18 protein-coding genes, 4 pseudogenes and 1 riboswitch are annotated in these 14,651 nt (G+C 45.9%); of the genes and pseudogenes, 16 read left to right on the forward strand and 6 right to left on the reverse strand.

The genetic code is table 11. The features are described from left to right. Positions 1 to 63: 63 nt before the first annotated feature. Both P8F77_RS09170 and ltrA read left to right on the forward strand, forming a co-directional pair. Positions 64 to 234: a hypothetical protein gene (locus P8F77_RS09170; RefSeq protein WP_347256132.1), complete on the forward strand. Its 171-nt coding sequence runs from the start codon at positions 64 to 66 to the stop codon at positions 232 to 234. Further along, positions 206 to 1,303, forward strand: coding sequence for a group II intron reverse transcriptase/maturase (gene ltrA, locus P8F77_RS09175; RefSeq protein WP_347256432.1), 1,098 nt, complete (start codon positions 206 to 208; stop codon positions 1,301 to 1,303). The genes P8F77_RS09170 and ltrA overlap by 29 nt, the downstream gene beginning before the upstream one ends. 46 nt (positions 1,304 to 1,349) lie before the next feature. Here the strand turns inward: ltrA and P8F77_RS09180 are convergent, their stop codons facing one another. The 6 genes from P8F77_RS09180 to P8F77_RS09205 all read right to left on the reverse strand — a co-directional run bounded on the left by P8F77_RS09180 (position 1,350) and on the right by P8F77_RS09205 (position 6,358). Then, positions 1,350 to 2,684 carry an MATE family efflux transporter gene (locus tag P8F77_RS09180; protein WP_287519723.1) on the reverse strand — a complete coding sequence of 445 codons (1,335 nt, stop codon included), beginning with the start codon at positions 2,682 to 2,684 and terminating at the stop codon, positions 1,350 to 1,352. Between the two features lie 176 nt (positions 2,685 to 2,860). Next, positions 2,861 to 3,646, reverse strand: coding sequence for a sirohydrochlorin cobaltochelatase (locus tag P8F77_RS09185; protein ID WP_024727613.1), 786 nt, complete (start codon positions 3,644 to 3,646; stop codon positions 2,861 to 2,863). Between the two features lie 26 nt (positions 3,647 to 3,672). Next, entirely contained in the window at positions 3,673 to 4,515 is an 843-nt protein-coding gene (locus P8F77_RS09190; RefSeq protein ID WP_024727612.1) for an ABC transporter ATP-binding protein, read from the reverse strand. Beyond that, positions 4,512 to 5,285 carry a cobalt ECF transporter T component CbiQ gene (gene cbiQ, locus P8F77_RS09195; protein WP_081723837.1) on the reverse strand — a complete coding sequence of 258 codons (774 nt, stop codon included), beginning with the start codon at positions 5,283 to 5,285 and terminating at the stop codon, positions 4,512 to 4,514. The genes P8F77_RS09190 and cbiQ overlap by 4 nt, the downstream gene beginning before the upstream one ends. After that, positions 5,275 to 5,607: a cobalt transport protein CbiN gene (locus P8F77_RS09200; protein ID WP_287519720.1), complete on the reverse strand. Its 333-nt coding sequence runs from the start codon at positions 5,605 to 5,607 to the stop codon at positions 5,275 to 5,277. Before P8F77_RS09200 ends, cbiQ begins: the two co-directional genes overlap by 11 nt. After that, positions 5,597 to 6,358, reverse strand: a complete 762-nt coding sequence (locus P8F77_RS09205; RefSeq protein ID WP_024727609.1) for an energy-coupling factor ABC transporter permease — start codon at positions 6,356 to 6,358, stop codon at positions 5,597 to 5,599. Before P8F77_RS09205 ends, P8F77_RS09200 begins: the two co-directional genes overlap by 11 nt. Before the next feature lie 148 nt (positions 6,359 to 6,506). Then, positions 6,507 to 6,687, reverse strand: a riboswitch (cobalamin riboswitch). A gap of 67 nt (positions 6,688 to 6,754) precedes the next feature. Here P8F77_RS09205 and cobA point away from each other — a divergent pair. The 14 genes and pseudogenes from cobA to P8F77_RS09275 all read left to right on the forward strand — a co-directional run bounded on the left by cobA (position 6,755) and on the right by P8F77_RS09275 (position 14,628). Beyond that, positions 6,755 to 8,269: a uroporphyrinogen-III C-methyltransferase gene (cobA, locus tag P8F77_RS09210; RefSeq protein ID WP_024727608.1), complete on the forward strand. Its 1,515-nt coding sequence runs from the start codon at positions 6,755 to 6,757 to the stop codon at positions 8,267 to 8,269. After that, entirely contained in the window at positions 8,266 to 8,550 is a 285-nt protein-coding gene (locus P8F77_RS09215) for a cysteine-rich small domain-containing protein (RefSeq protein ID WP_148460024.1), read from the forward strand. The genes cobA and P8F77_RS09215 overlap by 4 nt, the downstream gene beginning before the upstream one ends. Positions 8,551 to 8,971: 421 nt before the next feature. Continuing rightward, positions 8,972 to 9,310, forward strand: coding sequence for a helix-turn-helix transcriptional regulator (locus P8F77_RS09220; protein ID WP_024727606.1), 339 nt, complete (start codon positions 8,972 to 8,974; stop codon positions 9,308 to 9,310). A gap of 110 nt (positions 9,311 to 9,420) precedes the next feature. Further along, positions 9,421 to 9,675, forward strand: a complete 255-nt coding sequence (locus P8F77_RS09225; RefSeq protein WP_009289659.1) for a hypothetical protein — start codon at positions 9,421 to 9,423, stop codon at positions 9,673 to 9,675. A 114-nt stretch (positions 9,676 to 9,789) separates the two neighbouring features. Beyond that, positions 9,790 to 10,449, forward strand: a complete 660-nt coding sequence (locus P8F77_RS09230; RefSeq protein WP_287519715.1) for a ribonuclease H family protein — start codon at positions 9,790 to 9,792, stop codon at positions 10,447 to 10,449. Between the two features lie 8 nt (positions 10,450 to 10,457). Next, on the forward strand, positions 10,458 to 11,120 hold the full coding sequence (locus tag P8F77_RS09235; protein ID WP_287519714.1) for an HAD family hydrolase: 663 nt from the start codon (positions 10,458 to 10,460) through the stop codon (positions 11,118 to 11,120). A gap of 87 nt (positions 11,121 to 11,207) precedes the next feature. Beyond that, on the forward strand, positions 11,208 to 11,390 hold the full coding sequence (locus P8F77_RS09240) for a V-type ATPase subunit (protein ID WP_287519712.1): 183 nt from the start codon (positions 11,208 to 11,210) through the stop codon (positions 11,388 to 11,390). After that, complete coding sequence (locus P8F77_RS09245; RefSeq protein WP_024727603.1) at positions 11,387 to 11,641, forward strand: hypothetical protein; 255 nt, start codon at positions 11,387 to 11,389, stop codon at positions 11,639 to 11,641. Before P8F77_RS09240 ends, P8F77_RS09245 begins: the two co-directional genes overlap by 4 nt. Positions 11,642 to 11,643: 2 nt before the next feature. Continuing rightward, positions 11,644 to 12,186 carry a hypothetical protein gene (locus tag P8F77_RS09250; RefSeq protein WP_287519727.1) on the forward strand — a complete coding sequence of 181 codons (543 nt, stop codon included), beginning with the start codon at positions 11,644 to 11,646 and terminating at the stop codon, positions 12,184 to 12,186. Next, positions 12,177 to 12,245: pseudogene (locus P8F77_RS09255) on the forward strand (hypothetical protein); the annotation flags it as partial. The gene P8F77_RS09250 and the pseudogene P8F77_RS09255, both read left to right, overlap by 10 nt. Positions 12,246 to 12,387: 142 nt before the next feature. Continuing rightward, positions 12,388 to 12,486 (forward strand): annotated as a pseudogene (locus P8F77_RS09260) (ATPase); the annotation flags it as partial. Beyond that, positions 12,484 to 12,588 (forward strand): annotated as a pseudogene (locus tag P8F77_RS09265) (ATP synthase subunit F); the annotation flags it as partial. The pseudogenes P8F77_RS09260 and P8F77_RS09265, both read left to right, overlap by 3 nt. 24 nt (positions 12,589 to 12,612) lie before the next feature. After that, on the forward strand, positions 12,613 to 13,044 hold the full coding sequence (locus P8F77_RS09270) for a hypothetical protein (protein WP_287519711.1): 432 nt from the start codon (positions 12,613 to 12,615) through the stop codon (positions 13,042 to 13,044). Between the two features lie 65 nt (positions 13,045 to 13,109). Then, positions 13,110 to 14,628: pseudogene (locus P8F77_RS09275) on the forward strand (V-type ATP synthase subunit A). Positions 14,629 to 14,651: the final 23 nt, after the last annotated feature.

The following is a 14,651-nucleotide window of genomic DNA, read 5'->3' on the forward strand; positions in this document are numbered from 1 at the left end:
AGCTGTAAACGCATAAACATAGGACAAATCACAGGGAGCGGAAAGGAGCGAAGCACACAAAGTATGTCGGAATTGTTGGAAAAGATACTGGAGAAAAAGAACATGAACGAAGCATATAAGAAAGTCTGTGCCAATAAGGGTGCAGGCGGCGTTGACGGCATGGAACAGGGAGCAAATCAGAGGAAGGAGTTACAAACCTCAACCCGTGAGGCGTGTAGAAATCCCGAAGCCTAACGGAAGCAAAAGAAAACTTGGAATACCGACAGTCATGGACAGGGTAATCCAGCAGGGTATAGCACAGATAATCAGCCCTATGTGCGAGCCGCTGTTTTCAGACCACAGTTACGGATTCCGTCCAAACAGGAGCTGTGAAATGGCTATCAAAGATATGCTCATGTTCCTCAATGAGGGATATGAGTGGATAGTGGACATAGACCTAGAGAAATTCTTCGATAACGTACCGCAGGATAAGTTGATGAGCCTTGTCCACAACATCATAAATGACGGAGATACGGAATCGCTGATACGGAAATATCTGAAAGCAGGAGTCATGGTGCAGGGCAGGTATGAGAAAACAGAACAGGGAACGCCGCAGGGTGGCAATCTGTCGCCGCTATTGTCTAATATCATGCTGAATGAACTGGATAAAGAGTTGGAAAGACGTGGATTGGGCTTCGTGAGGTACGCTGACGACTGTGTAATAGCAGTCAGAAGCGAAGCAAGTGCCAAACGTGTTATGTATTCGATAACGGACTGGATAGAGAGGAAGCTTGGTCTGAAAGTAAATGCAGATAAAACACACATAACAAGACCAATGAACCTCAAATATCTCGGCTTTGGATTCTGGAAAGATTCCAAGACGAAAGAATGGAAGTGCAGACCACACAAGGATTCTGTGCAGAAATTTAAGAGGACGTTAAAGAAGCTGACAGAAAGAAGAAAATCAATGGCGTTTGCGGAAAGGGTAAAACAGCTCAACAGGGTAATCCGAGGTTGGATAAACTACTTTGCAATAGGTAGGATGAAAACAGCAATGACCGACATAGACGCACATTTGCGTACAAGACTGCGAGTAATAATCTGGAAACAATGGAAAGTACCGAAGAAACGGCAGTGGGGATTGCAGAAGCTGGGTATAGGAAAAGACCTTGCAAGACAGACATCATACATGGGAGACCACTATCAATGGATAGTAACGAAAACCTGTGTAGTCAGGGCAATCTCAAAAGAAAAGCTGAAACAGGCAGGGCTTGTGAGTTGCTACGATTATTACATGGAACGTCATGCTTTGAAGTTATGTTGAACCGCCGTATGCCGAACGGCATGTACGGTGGTGTGAGAGGGGAGATTTAATCTCCCCTACTCGATTGCTTCTGTGTTTTTGTAATAAACCTAAAAAGCAGGATCATTCCAATCAGACTGACAAGCAGTTCGGTCATGGGAAAGGCTGCCCAGACTCCTGTAATGCCTCCCAGGGCAGACAATATAAAAGCCATAGGAATGATAATGACAAATCCCCGGAGGATCGATATCATGTGTGCCGGCCGGGGGTATTCCGTTGAAGTGAAGTAAACGGCAGCCACAATATTGAAACCAGCAAATACAGAGGCTGTAAAGTATATTTTCAGTCCTGCGGCTGCGATATCCTGAAGTGTCTTATTGTGATTGCTGTTAAAGAGTCCGGTAATCGGTTCCGCACCGAAAAACATACACAGATAAACGCAGGCGGAGATTACAATAACCGCGGTGACAGCGTAACGTAAAATCGCAGTAACATTTTTATGGTTTCCGGCACCGTAATTGCTGCTTAAGACAGGCTGTATCCCCTGTGCGATGCCTGTATAGACTGCCATGACGACCAGTGACAGATTCGCGATGACACCATAGGCCGCAACGCCGATGTTCCCCGCAATGTGCAGCAGGATCACATTAAATACAATGATCACGATACCGGAAGAAACTTCTGTAATCAAAGACGGAAGTCCGCTTGAAAAAATATCAAGCAGAAGGTTTGCCGAAAGTCTGCATTTCTTTAAATGAAACTGATTTCTTTTATTTATCAGATAAGGGGACAGAATCAAAATGCTGATTACCGGTGCCAGTCCGGTGGCAAACGCTGCCCCGAACAATCCCATTCCGAGCGGAAATATAAATATATAATCCAAAATAACATTAGACAGACTGCCGCAGATCATGGCTGTCATGGATAACTGGGGATTTCCGTCATTTCTTATGAAACACAGCAAAAGATTATTTGTCATAAAAATTGGGGCAAACAACAGAATAACCTGTAAATAAGTTTTTGTCATTTTGAACACAGATTCGTTGGCTCCCAACATACTGACCATAGGGCCGGAGCAGAAAATACCAAGCAGGAAGAAGATACCTGCGATGATTCCGGTCAAAACCACAGCATTTGTAAATACCTGATTCGCTTTGACTTTATTTTTCTGGCTTCTTAGAATTGAATATTTTGTTCCTCCTCCGATTCCGAGCATTAATCCGCTGCCGTTTATAAAGCTGTAAACCGGAATTGCAAGGTTTAAGGAGGTCAGTCCATCAGCGCCTAATGCCCTGGAGACAAAAAAGGTATCTGCCAGGATATAAAAGGACAACCCTAACATACCCAGTACATTGAGCGAAGAATACTTCAAAAAAACTTTAAAACATGAGATCTCTTTCATATGGTATATACCTTCCTTATGCATTTGTGTACATCTCCGCAGGACTTTCCTATGGCATAAAAAACGTCTTACTCATTCCAACAAAGGCCTACTGGAATGAATAAGACGTTACCCGGCGGTAATTAACATTTATGCTATTTTTTATAGAATATCATATTGACTGAGAAAGTCAATATCTAGGTACAGGATTTCGCGTGTTCTGCAAACAGCTCCCTGACCCCGTCATATTCCCCGAGTCCTTTCATTACACATTCTACTTGATATCCCGCCGACACAAACTGAGAGTACCAGGAATCCGGGTCGTCTCCCGCCATATCATGTCTTGCATGATCTCCGGCCACGATCATAAAAGGCGCAAGAATGACTTTCTTCGGATGGAATTCTTTTACCATACGCATCAGGGAATGCATATTCGGGAAGGCTTCTACTGTACCCAGAAAGATATTTTTAAACCCCATATCCTTGAACCGGTAGTCAAGGGCAGCATAGACAGTATTGGCATAGTGAGTAGTGCCGTGTCCCATCAGAACCAGGACATCTTTGTCAGAGATCCACGAAAATTCCGATGCCACCGCATTCACAACCGTTTCATTGTCGGATTCCGATGAGAGAAGAGGTGCCCCGAAGACAATAGAATGAAAAGAGTCCCGGAAGGAAAGAGCGTCTGTTTTCATCTGATCGTTTTCCACGCCGTTGATCACATGGGTGGGCTGGATGATCACATCTGCAATGCCGTCGGCTTTCATGCGCTCCATGGCTTCGGGAACAGAGTCAATATGGATTCCGTCTCTCTTTTTTATTTTTTCAAGGATCATCCGGCTGGTCCAGGCACGGTACATTTTGTGATCCGGAAAATGTTCTTTTAATGTATCTTCGATTGCTTCGATCGTTTTTTTTCGTGTATCTTCATAGCTGGTCCCAAAACTGACCGCTAATATTGCTTTTTTTCTAGTATCGTTCATTATTCTCCTCCGCAGACAGGGAATCTTCAGATTCCTTCGATGAAATGTAAAAGCTCCATGAGACTTCTGGGAGCCGGAAATTTCTCATTGATCATCTTTTTCCGGCAAAGACTTTCATATATAGAGAGTACAGCCGGCTGAGACAAATTGGTGAGGTTAAGAGCCGGCCTGTCAGAAAATACTTCCAGGGGTGATCCGGCTTTGAGAACTTTGCCCTGATGAAACAAGATGATCTGATCTGCCCATGAAAAAGCATAGTCCGGATCATGAGTTGAGATCAGAACCGTAATACCGGATTCTGTCATCTGATCGATGATTTTATTTAACATGTCTGTATGCTTCGGGTCAAGGGCCGCGGCAGGTTCATCCAGAATCACAATATCAGGATGCATGACAAGGATATCGGCGACAGCCACCTGTTTTTTCTGTCCTCCGCTTAGGGCATGTGTAGGGCGGTCTTTTAATTCTGTAATATCCAGCGCATCCATGATTTTTTCCGTCTCTCTCAGGGCTGTCTCATTGTCTGCCCCAAGATTTAAAATGCCAAAAGAAATCTCCTGCCGGACACTGGCTGAAAACAGCTGGTTATCGGGGTCCTGAAATACGATGCCGATCCTGCTTCTCAAATTTAACAGGCTTTTCTTATCATAGGAATAAGGGGCTCCGCAAAAAGACAGGGCGCCTTTCTGGGGACGCAAAATACCGTTCAGGCAGAGAAAAAACGTGGACTTTCCGGAACCGTTTGCTCCCATAACCGCAGTTTTGCTCCCCCTCTTAATATCCAGAGAAAGCCCCTGTAAGGCCGGGATATCCTCTCCGTCATAAGTAAACCACAGATTATCAGCTGTTATCATAGACTCTGTTTTCATATGTAAATATTCCTTCCTATCGTGATAGACAGCAGAAGAAGTTCAAACAATATCATGCAAATGATTTCTTTCTTCTTCGGCGGATATTCTTCCAAAAGGACCCGTATGGTCCCGTCGTAGCATCTGGATTCCATGGCATCGTATAATCTGCCGGAGCGCATCACTGCCCGAATGAACAGAGCAGAGGCCATACCTCCGAATGCACGGACTGCCGTCTTAAAATTCCGGCAGGAAAGTCTGGACTCCTGGGAAATCCTTACAGCAGAAGCCTCTGACATTAAGACAAAAATAAACCGGTAAATGAGCAGAAACAATTCTATGAGCAGTGCCGGACATCTAAGTTTCTTTAAAATGCCGATCAGATCGGTTACCGGGGTTGACAGGGACAAAAAATATAGGCAGGACACCGCGGAAAGGGATGACAGGATCAGTCTGAGACCAAAGATGACCGATTCGGTGCTTCCTGTTATATAGTAGGGACCTGCCGGCACTGCATAGGCATCCAGAGGAGTTTTGGAAATATTGACGAGGATCGCCAGCGTGCTCAAGAGCAGGAAGACTGCGGGGATACGCATTAGCTTTATATACCGGCGGACGGGGATACCTCCTTTTCTTATTGTCAGCCATCCAAGGCTTAAAAGAACCAGAATGGAAACAGAAAAAGATCTGCTCAGGATACAGAGCAGAAGCGTCGTCACAGAAAAGCAGAACTTTTCCATGACGTTTACTTTTCTGAGCCCGGACCGGTAACCGTATTGATCAATCAGCATCATTTGCCGCCTCTGCCGAAGCAAGGAGACGTTTCCGTTCCCTTAAACGTCCCAGGTTATAGGCAATGATCCCGACACCGATCCCGGTCTGTACACAGAACAGAAGGCTTTCCACTTCGCCCGGAAGCTCTCTGTCAATGAAAGTTTCCAGGACGGGAGTGAACCATGGCTGATATTCCCTTCCCTCTATCTTTGATATCATGACACTGCCCGCATCGTCAGAGCCTTCGAACTCGGCGCCCTTTAGGGTAAACAGAGGGACCACAGCAATAAAGGCGGCCACTAAAAGCAGGATGATGACTTTTTTCTTATCACTTTTCATATGCATGTCCCTCCTTGATGAAGTCAAGAATCTTGAGTTCCGGGCGGGCATAGGACTCAAGCGAGATGATGATTACAACGGTCAGAATTCCTTCTACGATGGCGAGAGGGAGCTGGGTTGGAGCAAAAACTCCGAGAAATTTTGCCGCGGAGGCCAGAAAGCCACCCTGCTCTGATGGATACGCAAGTGCCAGCTGGACGCTGGTGATGCAGTATGTAAAAATGTCTCCAAGCATTGCGGCCAAAAATACGCTGATCCGGCGGTTCAGCCGGCATTTTTGACAGACCTTATACACTGCGAAGGATAAAAATGGCCCTGCAATTGCCATAGAAAAAGTATTGGCGCCAAGGGTCGTCAATCCCCCGTGGGCCAAGAGGACTGCCTGGAAGATCAGCACAATGATGCCCAGAATGCTCACAGCCAAAGGGCCGAACAAAATGGCTCCGAGTCCGGTGCCGGTCATATGAGAACAGCTTCCTGTGACAGAGGGGATTTTTAAAGAAGAGATAACGAAGATAAATGCTCCTGACATAGCCAGTATCGTCATCAGACGCCGGTCTTTGCTGACCGTCTTTTTGATGGAGAAAAATCCTGCGGCTAAAAACGGAAGGCTCAGAGCTCCCCAGGAGATACAGAGCTGTGGAGGAAGATACCCCTCCATGATGTGCATGGCGCTGGCTGTGCGGCCGAAGCCGAAGATGACAGCCGCCGCCAGTACAGCGGTTACAATGATTTTTTGATTGTTTTTCATGTTTGCTCCTTTCGATTCACTTAACTGTGTTTCGGTGTAAAAACTGCAACACCAAAAGCGCCAGATATACTGGTGCATCGAATATAGGCGCAGAAGGGCGCGGCTCCTTCGACGGTATATTCTACACCGGCTGTCTTTCGCAGACCGGTGTAAATCGCATGTTCACGGCAGGTCTTCTGACTCAGGCTTCACTGCCGCATTCCGCCTTCCCAGTTTCCCAGTGACATAATTGAAATGCGGCTCTTCCTATACAGCGGCGGGACCGTGCGGGAATCTCACCCGCTTTCCTATTCTCCTTTATCAAAGGCACCTGTAAACATTCAATTTCTCCCATTTTATCGAGTTGTTAGAACCTTGTCAATATGCTATGATGGAAATAAAAAGGAGAAATTACCGATGAAGACTGGAAAAGTATGGCTGGTGGGCGCAGGGCCCGGGTCCATCGGCCTTTTGACGATAAAAGCAGCGGAAGTGCTGAAGAAGGCGGATGTGATCATTTACGACAACCTGATCGGCACCGAAATATTATCGGCACTTCCAAAACAGGCTGATTACATTTATGTCGGAAAACGTTCCGGACAGCACACGATGCCTCAGGAAGAAATCAATCTGCTGCTTCTTAATGAAGCTCAAAAAGGCCGTTTTGTCGTGCGGCTGAAGGGAGGAGATCCCTTCCTGTTCGGCAGAGGAGGAGAAGAACTGGAACTATTAAAAGAACACTATATTCCATTTGAGATCGTTCCGGGCATCACCTCACCGGTTGCGGTGCCGGAATATAACGGTATCCCTGTGACTCACCGGGACTTCAGTTCTTCCGTGCATATCATAACCGGACACAAAAAAGCAGGAGCAGAATATGATATCGACTTTGAAGCTCTCGTGAGGACAAAAGGTACTCTGGTGTTTTTGATGGGTATTTCATCACTTCCAGATATCGCAAACTCCCTGATCTCTGCGGGAATGAACCCTCAGATGCCGGCGGCAGTGCTTTCCAGGGGAACCACGGCAGGACAGAAAAGAGTTTCTGCGCCGCTTTGTGAACTTCCGGAGGCCGTGTGCAAAAGCCGGATAAAGACTCCTGCGGTCATTGTCGTCGGACAGGTGTGCAGACTTTCAAAAGATTTTGCCTGGTATGAAGACCTTCCTCTGGCGGGATGCCGCATTTTACTGACCCGCCCAAAAGAGCTTATCTCAAAGACGGCTGCCATGTTCAGGGAACAAGGGGCCGAAGTCCTGGAAATGCCTTCTATCAGCATAGAGCCGGCAAGAGACCAGAGGAAACTTTCCATGGCTCTTGAAAAGATCGATTTTTATGACTGGATCGTGTTCACAAGTATCAATGGAGTCAGGATTTTCTTCGAAGAAATGAAAAAGCAGAAAAAAGATATCAGGAGCCTTGGTTCCTGCAGGATTGCCGCCATCGGTGCGGGTACGAAAAAGACATTGGAAGAGAAAGGCCTGTTCTGTGATCTGGTACCCGAACATTATGACGGAGTTTCTCTTTCCAGGGCACTCGCGGACAGACTTTCAGGTACGGAGCATATCCTGATGCCGCGGGCAGCTTCGGGAAATCAGGAAATTGTACGGATTCTTCAGAAAAAGCCCGGGATTCAGACAGATGATATAGGAATCTATGAGACTCGATGTGAGAACTGGCAGCTGGTCCCTGTAAAAGAAATGATCGAATCGGGAGAGATCGATTGGGCAGTCTTTACAAGCGCCTCCACAGTTCGGGGATTTGCGGCCGCCCTGGCGGATACGTGCATCAAAGGGATGAAGGCAGCATGTATCGGAGAGCAGACCGCCCAGGCGGCGAAAGAATTTGAGATGAATGTATATACTGCAGAGCAGGCATCGGTCGAAAGTCTCGTCCGCCTTATTTTAGAACATCAGACAGGAAGTAAATTATGAAGAAAGAGAAAAAAAACTATCAATTTTTCCGGCACAGAGACTGTGAGTATTTCCCCTGCCATGAAACGGATGATATCGATAACTTTAATTGCCTTTTTTGTTACTGTCCGCTTTATATGCTTGGGGAGAACTGCGGCGGCAGCTTTAGATTAAAAAACGGCGTGAAAGACTGCAGTCAGTGCATGATCCCTCATAAAAGAAAAAATTATGGCTATATCACCGGAAAATTTTCTGAGATTGCCGCTGCAATGAGAGCTTCCAGAGATCAGCAGCAGAAATAATCCTTCCTTTTCAGTTCCGCATTCATTGTTCCGATTTCCTCTTATGAAGCCGATATATCTGACATATCCTTCCGCATTAGTTCCATAATAGTGTCCTGCTCTGCAGCGATGGCTGCAAAAGCTGCGCTCCCGATGACTCATAAATTTATTTTCATTTTGATATCCTGTTCCTGTCACGTTTGATAGACGGCTTTCTTATGAATCATATAAATAGAAAATGGATGACAAAATTCGACATAAAAGAAGAAGCATTTTCAAATCCATCTTTTTGTGTGCAGAGAGATGACAATACATACGTCTACGCATCTAGTGAAACGGGAAACCTTTTGTATATAATGAAATACATGTATGTTAAAACCTTATAGATAAGGCTGTGAAAGGATATGAGAGAGAGAAAATAATACCGATTGGAGCCATGCACATGGAACGCAGATTGTTGGGTAAGAGGATTAACCAGATTCGGAAAGAAAGAGGGCTGACTTCCGAAGCTCTTTCAGAAATTTGTGATGTAAATGCCGGACACATCAGGCAGATAGAATCAGGGATCAGGCTTCCAAGTCTGCCTCTGTTCATCAGAATATGTCAGGCATTAAAAACAGCACCAAATGAAATATTAAAAGATCAATTTGATCCGGAAATAATTGAGAGTGAAAATAAACTTCTCCTGAAAGTAGAAAGTTTGACTCCCAAACAAAAACGTATATTATCAGATTTGCTGGATACTTTTCAGAAAAGTATGAACGGAGATTCTGTCGAATAGAGACGGATTCCTTCATTTTATGTCTGTCGAAAAGAATAGACTTTTTCAGAATTTTGCTTTACTCTATAAGCATGAGCAGTGTTACTTTTAAGATAATAAAAGGAGCAAATATGAAATATATGTCTGAAGTTTTTTTAGAGTTGCTTGGAAATGATTTTAGTACAGAGAATGTGAGGCAGACCGCTGCCGCCGTAGGGAAATTACTGAATGACCGTACAACCGAATTAAGCGGTCAGGAGGCAAGGGACTTATGGGATGTCATGAAAGAATTTTCCTATCTGATCGACGATTGTTCTGTAAAACAGAAGGTCCTTGCCAAAGCAAATGCTACATACAGTTTTTCTGTAAATTTGTCGAATAACTAAAACTTCATCTTTTATCATTGAAATAGCGGCAATCAGGCAGGGGGTATCTGTACTTTCAGATACTTCCTGTTTCTGTTATAATAAAAAGCGGAAAAAATATGGAGGATTTACATCGTGGCAAACAAATTTTACGCAGTCAGACAAGGACGTAACCCGGGGATTTATCGCACATGGAAGGATTGTCAGGCACAGGTTTCCGGATTTCCGTGTGCTCAGTTTAAAAGCTTTCCTGCATTGACCGAGGCCGAGGCATTTCTTAACTCTTCGGCCGGGCAGGATATGGAGATCGACGGCCAGACCCTGACAGCCTATGTAGACGGGAGCTATGACCATCGAAAAAAAGAATTTTCATATGGCATGGTCATCAGAAAAAAAGAGGGAGAATTGTATTTTGCCGAAAAATATGCAGATCCTGCGTTAGCCTCTATGAGAAATGTGGCCGGCGAGATCAAGGGCGCTCAAAAGGCAATGCAGTATGCTGTGGACAGAGGCTATCAAAAGCTGGCCATTTACTATGATTATGAGGGAATCGCAAAATGGTGCACCGGGGAGTGGGCCGCAAAGAAAGAGGGGACGAAGGCCTACTGTTCCTTCTACAATAGTGTGAAGGATCGGCTTCAGGTACGGTTTGTAAAGGTAAAAGGCCATTCCAATGATGAGTACAATGACAGGGCAGATATGCTTGCAAAGTCTGCGCTTGGCATCGGTGACGGAAGCTTTGTCTCAGACGGATCAGACCGGTGGATGCCGCAAAATAATCAAGAGAAAAAGTGAGGTGGAGGATGTTGGCTATACTGTTCGATGTGGATGATACACTCTATGATGTGTCCATACCTTTTTGCAACGCATGCGAGAAGGTTTTTAAAGAGAGATATTCCATTCCTTCTATGGACCTGTTTCTGGCGGGAAGAATTCATGACATCCCTGTTATTGAAAGAATCCGCAAAGCTTTCAGGAAATTCGGGATTCAGATTACAGAGTCAGAGGTGATGGAATTTCATGAGGTATACCGGATAGAACAGACAAAGATCACGCTGACAGAAGGAATGAAAAACATTCTGGAGTTTTGCAGACAAAAAGGAATTTTCACCGGAGTCATAACAAATGGGTTCTCCCGTGCTCAGTGGAACAAAGTAAAGAATCTTCACCTGGAAGCATGGATACCTGACAGCCGGATCATTGTATCCGGGGACGAGGGAGTCCGCAAGCCGGACCCCGGGATTTTCAAACTCGCGGAGCAGAGATTTGGACTTGACAGGAAGGATACATGGTTTATAGGGGATACATATGCCACAGATATAAGCGGAGCTATAAATGCCGGCTGGAATAGCATTTGGCTGAACCGGAGACAGGATATTCTGCCGGACGGCAAAGTATCTCCAGACTATACGGTGTCAGATGAAAAAGGTCTGTTTAACATCCTGCACTCAAAATGGTCCGACTGAAATATGCATCTGGAAACAGGGAAACATCTCTGGGTTTTCAGATGCTTTTTTTATGCATTAGGTGTATAATGAAAAAAACATTTTGACTTGAGAAGGGGGTGTGAGGATGGATGCGATTGTAAACAGGCTGGCTCTATCGCAAGCCTGACCGCATATCTCTTCTATAAGGAAGAGGAGATACAGAGACTGATCACCATTATGGAACGCGTCCGTTACGGCCTGCCTCCTGAACAGACGGCAGGTTATATGAAAGGAGTTATCGGGGTATGATTGTTAAGATGAAGTTTATAACTCTCACGGGCCCAAAGCGCGACATCGACAGAGTCACCAACGATTATCTGTCAAAATACGAGATTCAGCTTGAAAATGCTTTGTCGGAATTAAAGACGGTTGATAACCTGCAGCCGTTCACGGATACGAACCCTTATAAAAAGCCTCTGGAACGGGTCGATAAAGCCGCAGTATTCAGGCTCAAAAAGAAGCACTGGAGCTTGAGGAAAAGCATCTCACTGAACAAATAAAAATGATTGAACCATTCCGCCCCATGCAGTTTGTCCTGAGAGAAGTGTTCCACTTTCAATTCGTGAAATTCCGCTTCGGACGGGTACCTTTGGAATACTTTGAAAAGATGCTGGAGTTCATCGAACACAATCAGGATGTGATCTTTGTAGAGGGGGTACGAAATAACAGCTACGGGTATGGGGTCTATTTTACGTCCAGGTCCAAATCGGAACAGATCGATGCCATTTTCAAGTCTCTTCACTTTGAAAGGATTTTCATCCCGGACGAGTTCATCGGAACTCCGGAGGAGGCCTATGACGACCTTAACCGAAAACTTTCTATTCTCACAGAAGAAAAGAAGACTCTGGATAATAAGATGACACAGACACTGAACGAAAATGCGGATAAGATTTATGCTGCCAGGGAAACCTTAGCGGCTTTATCGGCAAATTTTGATGTGAGGAAGATGGCTGCATGTGTGGAAGACAAACACGAGGATTACTTCGGAGAGCCCCTACGAAACTGCACAATCCAAAAGTGCTCAAGCCATTTGAAATGTTCGTGAAAATGTACGGACTGCCGTCCCACAATGAAATCGATCCGACGATATTTATTGCAATGACTTACCCGCTTATTTTCGGAATTATGTTCGGAGCCATGATGGGAGTCGTCATGATGCTGTCCGGAGCGGAAGAAGGGCATATCAACTGGGCAGTGATCGTATTCGGAAACCTTTTTGTCTGTCTGATGGAAGGAGGTCTTCACTATGAATACATTAACAAAGCTTGTGCTGATTGCAGCCTTGATTTTAAGCGTTATAATACCGTTCGGATACTACCTTTTAGGGCAGAAAAAGAAATCCAGGAAAATGCCCCTGATTGTCGAAATCCCAGACCGCCACGGAACCGGACACAGGAAAGACTTTATCACATCATATGTTAATGAAGCCATTGGACTGAAGCTTTAATGATCGCAAAGAAGGTGACCCCAAATGACATTGGAAGAAAAAATCCAGAACCTGCAAAGGGTTTCTATGAAAGAGGCAAGGGCCGAGGGAAATGCCCTGATCAAAGGACATGCGGATTTCATGTCCCGGAGATTGTCAGAACATCAGGAGAAAATGAGAATACAGGCCGAGAACAGGATCAGGAATGAAAAAAACCGGTCCAGGTCAAGGCAAAACAGAGAGATTTCAGAATATGAGTTAAGGCTCAGAAGAGAGCTGAATGACTATCAGGAAGCGTTAAAAAAGAAACTTTTCGGGCGGGTCTTTCATCTGCTTGAGGATTATATGAAAACCGGGGAATATCTGGACCTTCTCTGCCGCCAGGTCAGAGAAGCCATGCTCTATGCTGACTGTCGGCAGCGAAGATTTTATCGGCGGTATCCGGGCAGTCATTCGGACCAAGAATATTCTGATTGATCGTTCTTTCAGCCGCGCACTTGAGAAGGAATACGCGGATTTTCTGTTCCGGGGAGGTGAGAAAAATGTCTGAGGCAGGCCGTATATACGGAATCAACGGACCGGTGGTCTACGTGAAGGGGGGATATCGGGTTTAAAATGTCCGAGATGGTCTATGTGGGACCGGAAAAACTGGTTGGAGAAGTGATCTCTCTGGACAAGAATGCGGCTACAGTACAGGTTTTTGAAGATACGACCGGCATCCGTCCCGGAGACCAGGCAGAGGCCTCCGGATATCCGTTTTCTGTGTCACTGGCACCGGGGATTCTCCACAATATTATTGATGGAATTGAACGCCCTCTTGAACAGATCGCTGCTCAGTCAGGCAAATTTATCAGACGGGGAACCCAGGTGGATTCCCTGGATTTTCAAAAACGCTGGGAAACACATATCGCCGTATCGGCGGGAGAGCAGATAAAACCGGGGGATGTGATAGCCAGGGTGCCTGAGACGGCCGCCATCACCCACCGGTGCATGGTGCCTCCCGGTGTTCAGGGTATCGTTGAAAAGACTGTCTGCGACGGAAGTTATACCATCGATGAACCGTTGGTCACAGTAAGGCAGGAAAATGGTGATCTCAGGGAACTTTCTATGATGCAGCAGTGGCCCATCAGAGTTCCGAGACCGGTCAGTCTGCGCTATCCGGCCTCCAGGCCCCTTATCACCGGTCAGAGAATTCTGGATACGATGTTCCCCATTGCAAAAGGCGGTACGGCCTGCATCCCGGGCGGTTTTGGAACCGGCAAGACTATGACCCAGCACCAGATCGCCAAGTGGTCGGATGCCGACATTATCATTTATATCGGATGCGGAGAGCGCGGAAATGAGATGACACAGGTGTTGGAGGAGTTTTCAAAACTGGTGGACCCGAGGAACGGGAATCCTTTGATGGACCGCACTCATGGCAGATTCTACGTCCCGCTGGGCAGAAGCGCTGAGAGAACTTTCCGGGCGGCTGGAGGAGATGCCGGCGGAGGAAGGCTTTCCGGCCTATCTTGCCTCAAGACTGTCGGCCTTTTATGAGAGGGCGGGAACGATGATGAATTTAAACGGCACGGAAGGCTCCGTATCGATCATCGGCGCGGTATCGCCCCAGGGAGGCGACTTTTCAGAGCCGGTGACCCAGAATACAAAGAGGTTTGTGCGGTGCTTTTGGGGACTGGACAAAAGTCTTGCATATTCCAGACATTTCCCCGCTATCCACTGGCTGACCAGTTACAGCGAATACTTAAAAGATCTGGCTCCCTGGTATGGCGAACACGTCTCCATGGAGTTTGTGGACCACAGGAATCGCATCATGGCTCTCTTAAATCAGGAAAGCGGCCTGATGGAAATCGTCAAGCTGATCGGAAGCTGATCCTGGAGATCGCCAGAGTGATCCGTCTTGGATTTTTGCAGCAGAATGCCTTTCATAAAGACGATACAATCTTTGAAGCTGTGATATCCATGAAATATGATGTGCCCAATGACAGGCTGAAGATGTTTGATGAATATCGAAAAGCGGTGGATGATTTTTACCGGAAGATAATCGAGAAAAACGGTTAAATTGTCTGCAGTGTAAAAGGATT

The sequence above is a fragment of the Anaerostipes sp. PC18 genome (genome assembly GCF_039789045.1).
In the GTDB taxonomy this organism is placed as follows: Bacteria; Bacillota; Clostridia; order Lachnospirales; family Lachnospiraceae; genus Anaerostipes; species Anaerostipes hominis.

What these genes read in the sequence shown, in the direction of transcription:
- P8F77_RS09170 (WP_347256132.1), top strand. Translation starts at nt 64, where the DNA reads ATGTCGGAATTGTTGGAAAAGATACTGGAGAAAAAGAACATGAACGAA.
- P8F77_RS09180 (WP_287519723.1), bottom strand. Translation starts at nt 2,684, where the DNA reads ATGAAAGAGATCTCATGTTTTAAAGTTTTTTTGAAGTATTCTTCGCTC.
- P8F77_RS09185 (WP_024727613.1), bottom strand. Translation starts at nt 3,646, where the DNA reads ATGAACGATACTAGAAAAAAAGCAATATTAGCGGTCAGTTTTGGGACC.
- P8F77_RS09190 (WP_024727612.1), bottom strand. Translation starts at nt 4,515, where the DNA reads ATGAAAACAGAGTCTATGATAACAGCTGATAATCTGTGGTTTACTTAT.
- cbiQ (WP_081723837.1), bottom strand. Translation starts at nt 5,285, where the DNA reads ATGCTGATTGATCAATACGGTTACCGGTCCGGGCTCAGAAAAGTAAAC.
- P8F77_RS09200 (WP_287519720.1), bottom strand. Translation starts at nt 5,607, where the DNA reads ATGAAAAGTGATAAGAAAAAAGTCATCATCCTGCTTTTAGTGGCCGCC.
- P8F77_RS09205 (WP_024727609.1), bottom strand. Translation starts at nt 6,358, where the DNA reads ATGAAAAACAATCAAAAAATCATTGTAACCGCTGTACTGGCGGCGGCT.
- cobA (WP_024727608.1), top strand. Translation starts at nt 6,755, where the DNA reads ATGAAGACTGGAAAAGTATGGCTGGTGGGCGCAGGGCCCGGGTCCATC.
- P8F77_RS09215 (WP_148460024.1), top strand. Translation starts at nt 8,266, where the DNA reads ATGAAGAAAGAGAAAAAAAACTATCAATTTTTCCGGCACAGAGACTGT.
- P8F77_RS09220 (WP_024727606.1), top strand. Translation starts at nt 8,972, where the DNA reads ATGGAACGCAGATTGTTGGGTAAGAGGATTAACCAGATTCGGAAAGAA.
- P8F77_RS09225 (WP_009289659.1), top strand. Translation starts at nt 9,421, where the DNA reads ATGAAATATATGTCTGAAGTTTTTTTAGAGTTGCTTGGAAATGATTTT.
- P8F77_RS09235 (WP_287519714.1), top strand. Translation starts at nt 10,458, where the DNA reads ATGTTGGCTATACTGTTCGATGTGGATGATACACTCTATGATGTGTCC.
- P8F77_RS09245 (WP_024727603.1), top strand. Translation starts at nt 11,387, where the DNA reads ATGATTGTTAAGATGAAGTTTATAACTCTCACGGGCCCAAAGCGCGAC.
- P8F77_RS09250 (WP_287519727.1), top strand. Translation starts at nt 11,644, where the DNA reads ATGATTGAACCATTCCGCCCCATGCAGTTTGTCCTGAGAGAAGTGTTC.
- P8F77_RS09270 (WP_287519711.1), top strand. Translation starts at nt 12,613, where the DNA reads ATGACATTGGAAGAAAAAATCCAGAACCTGCAAAGGGTTTCTATGAAA.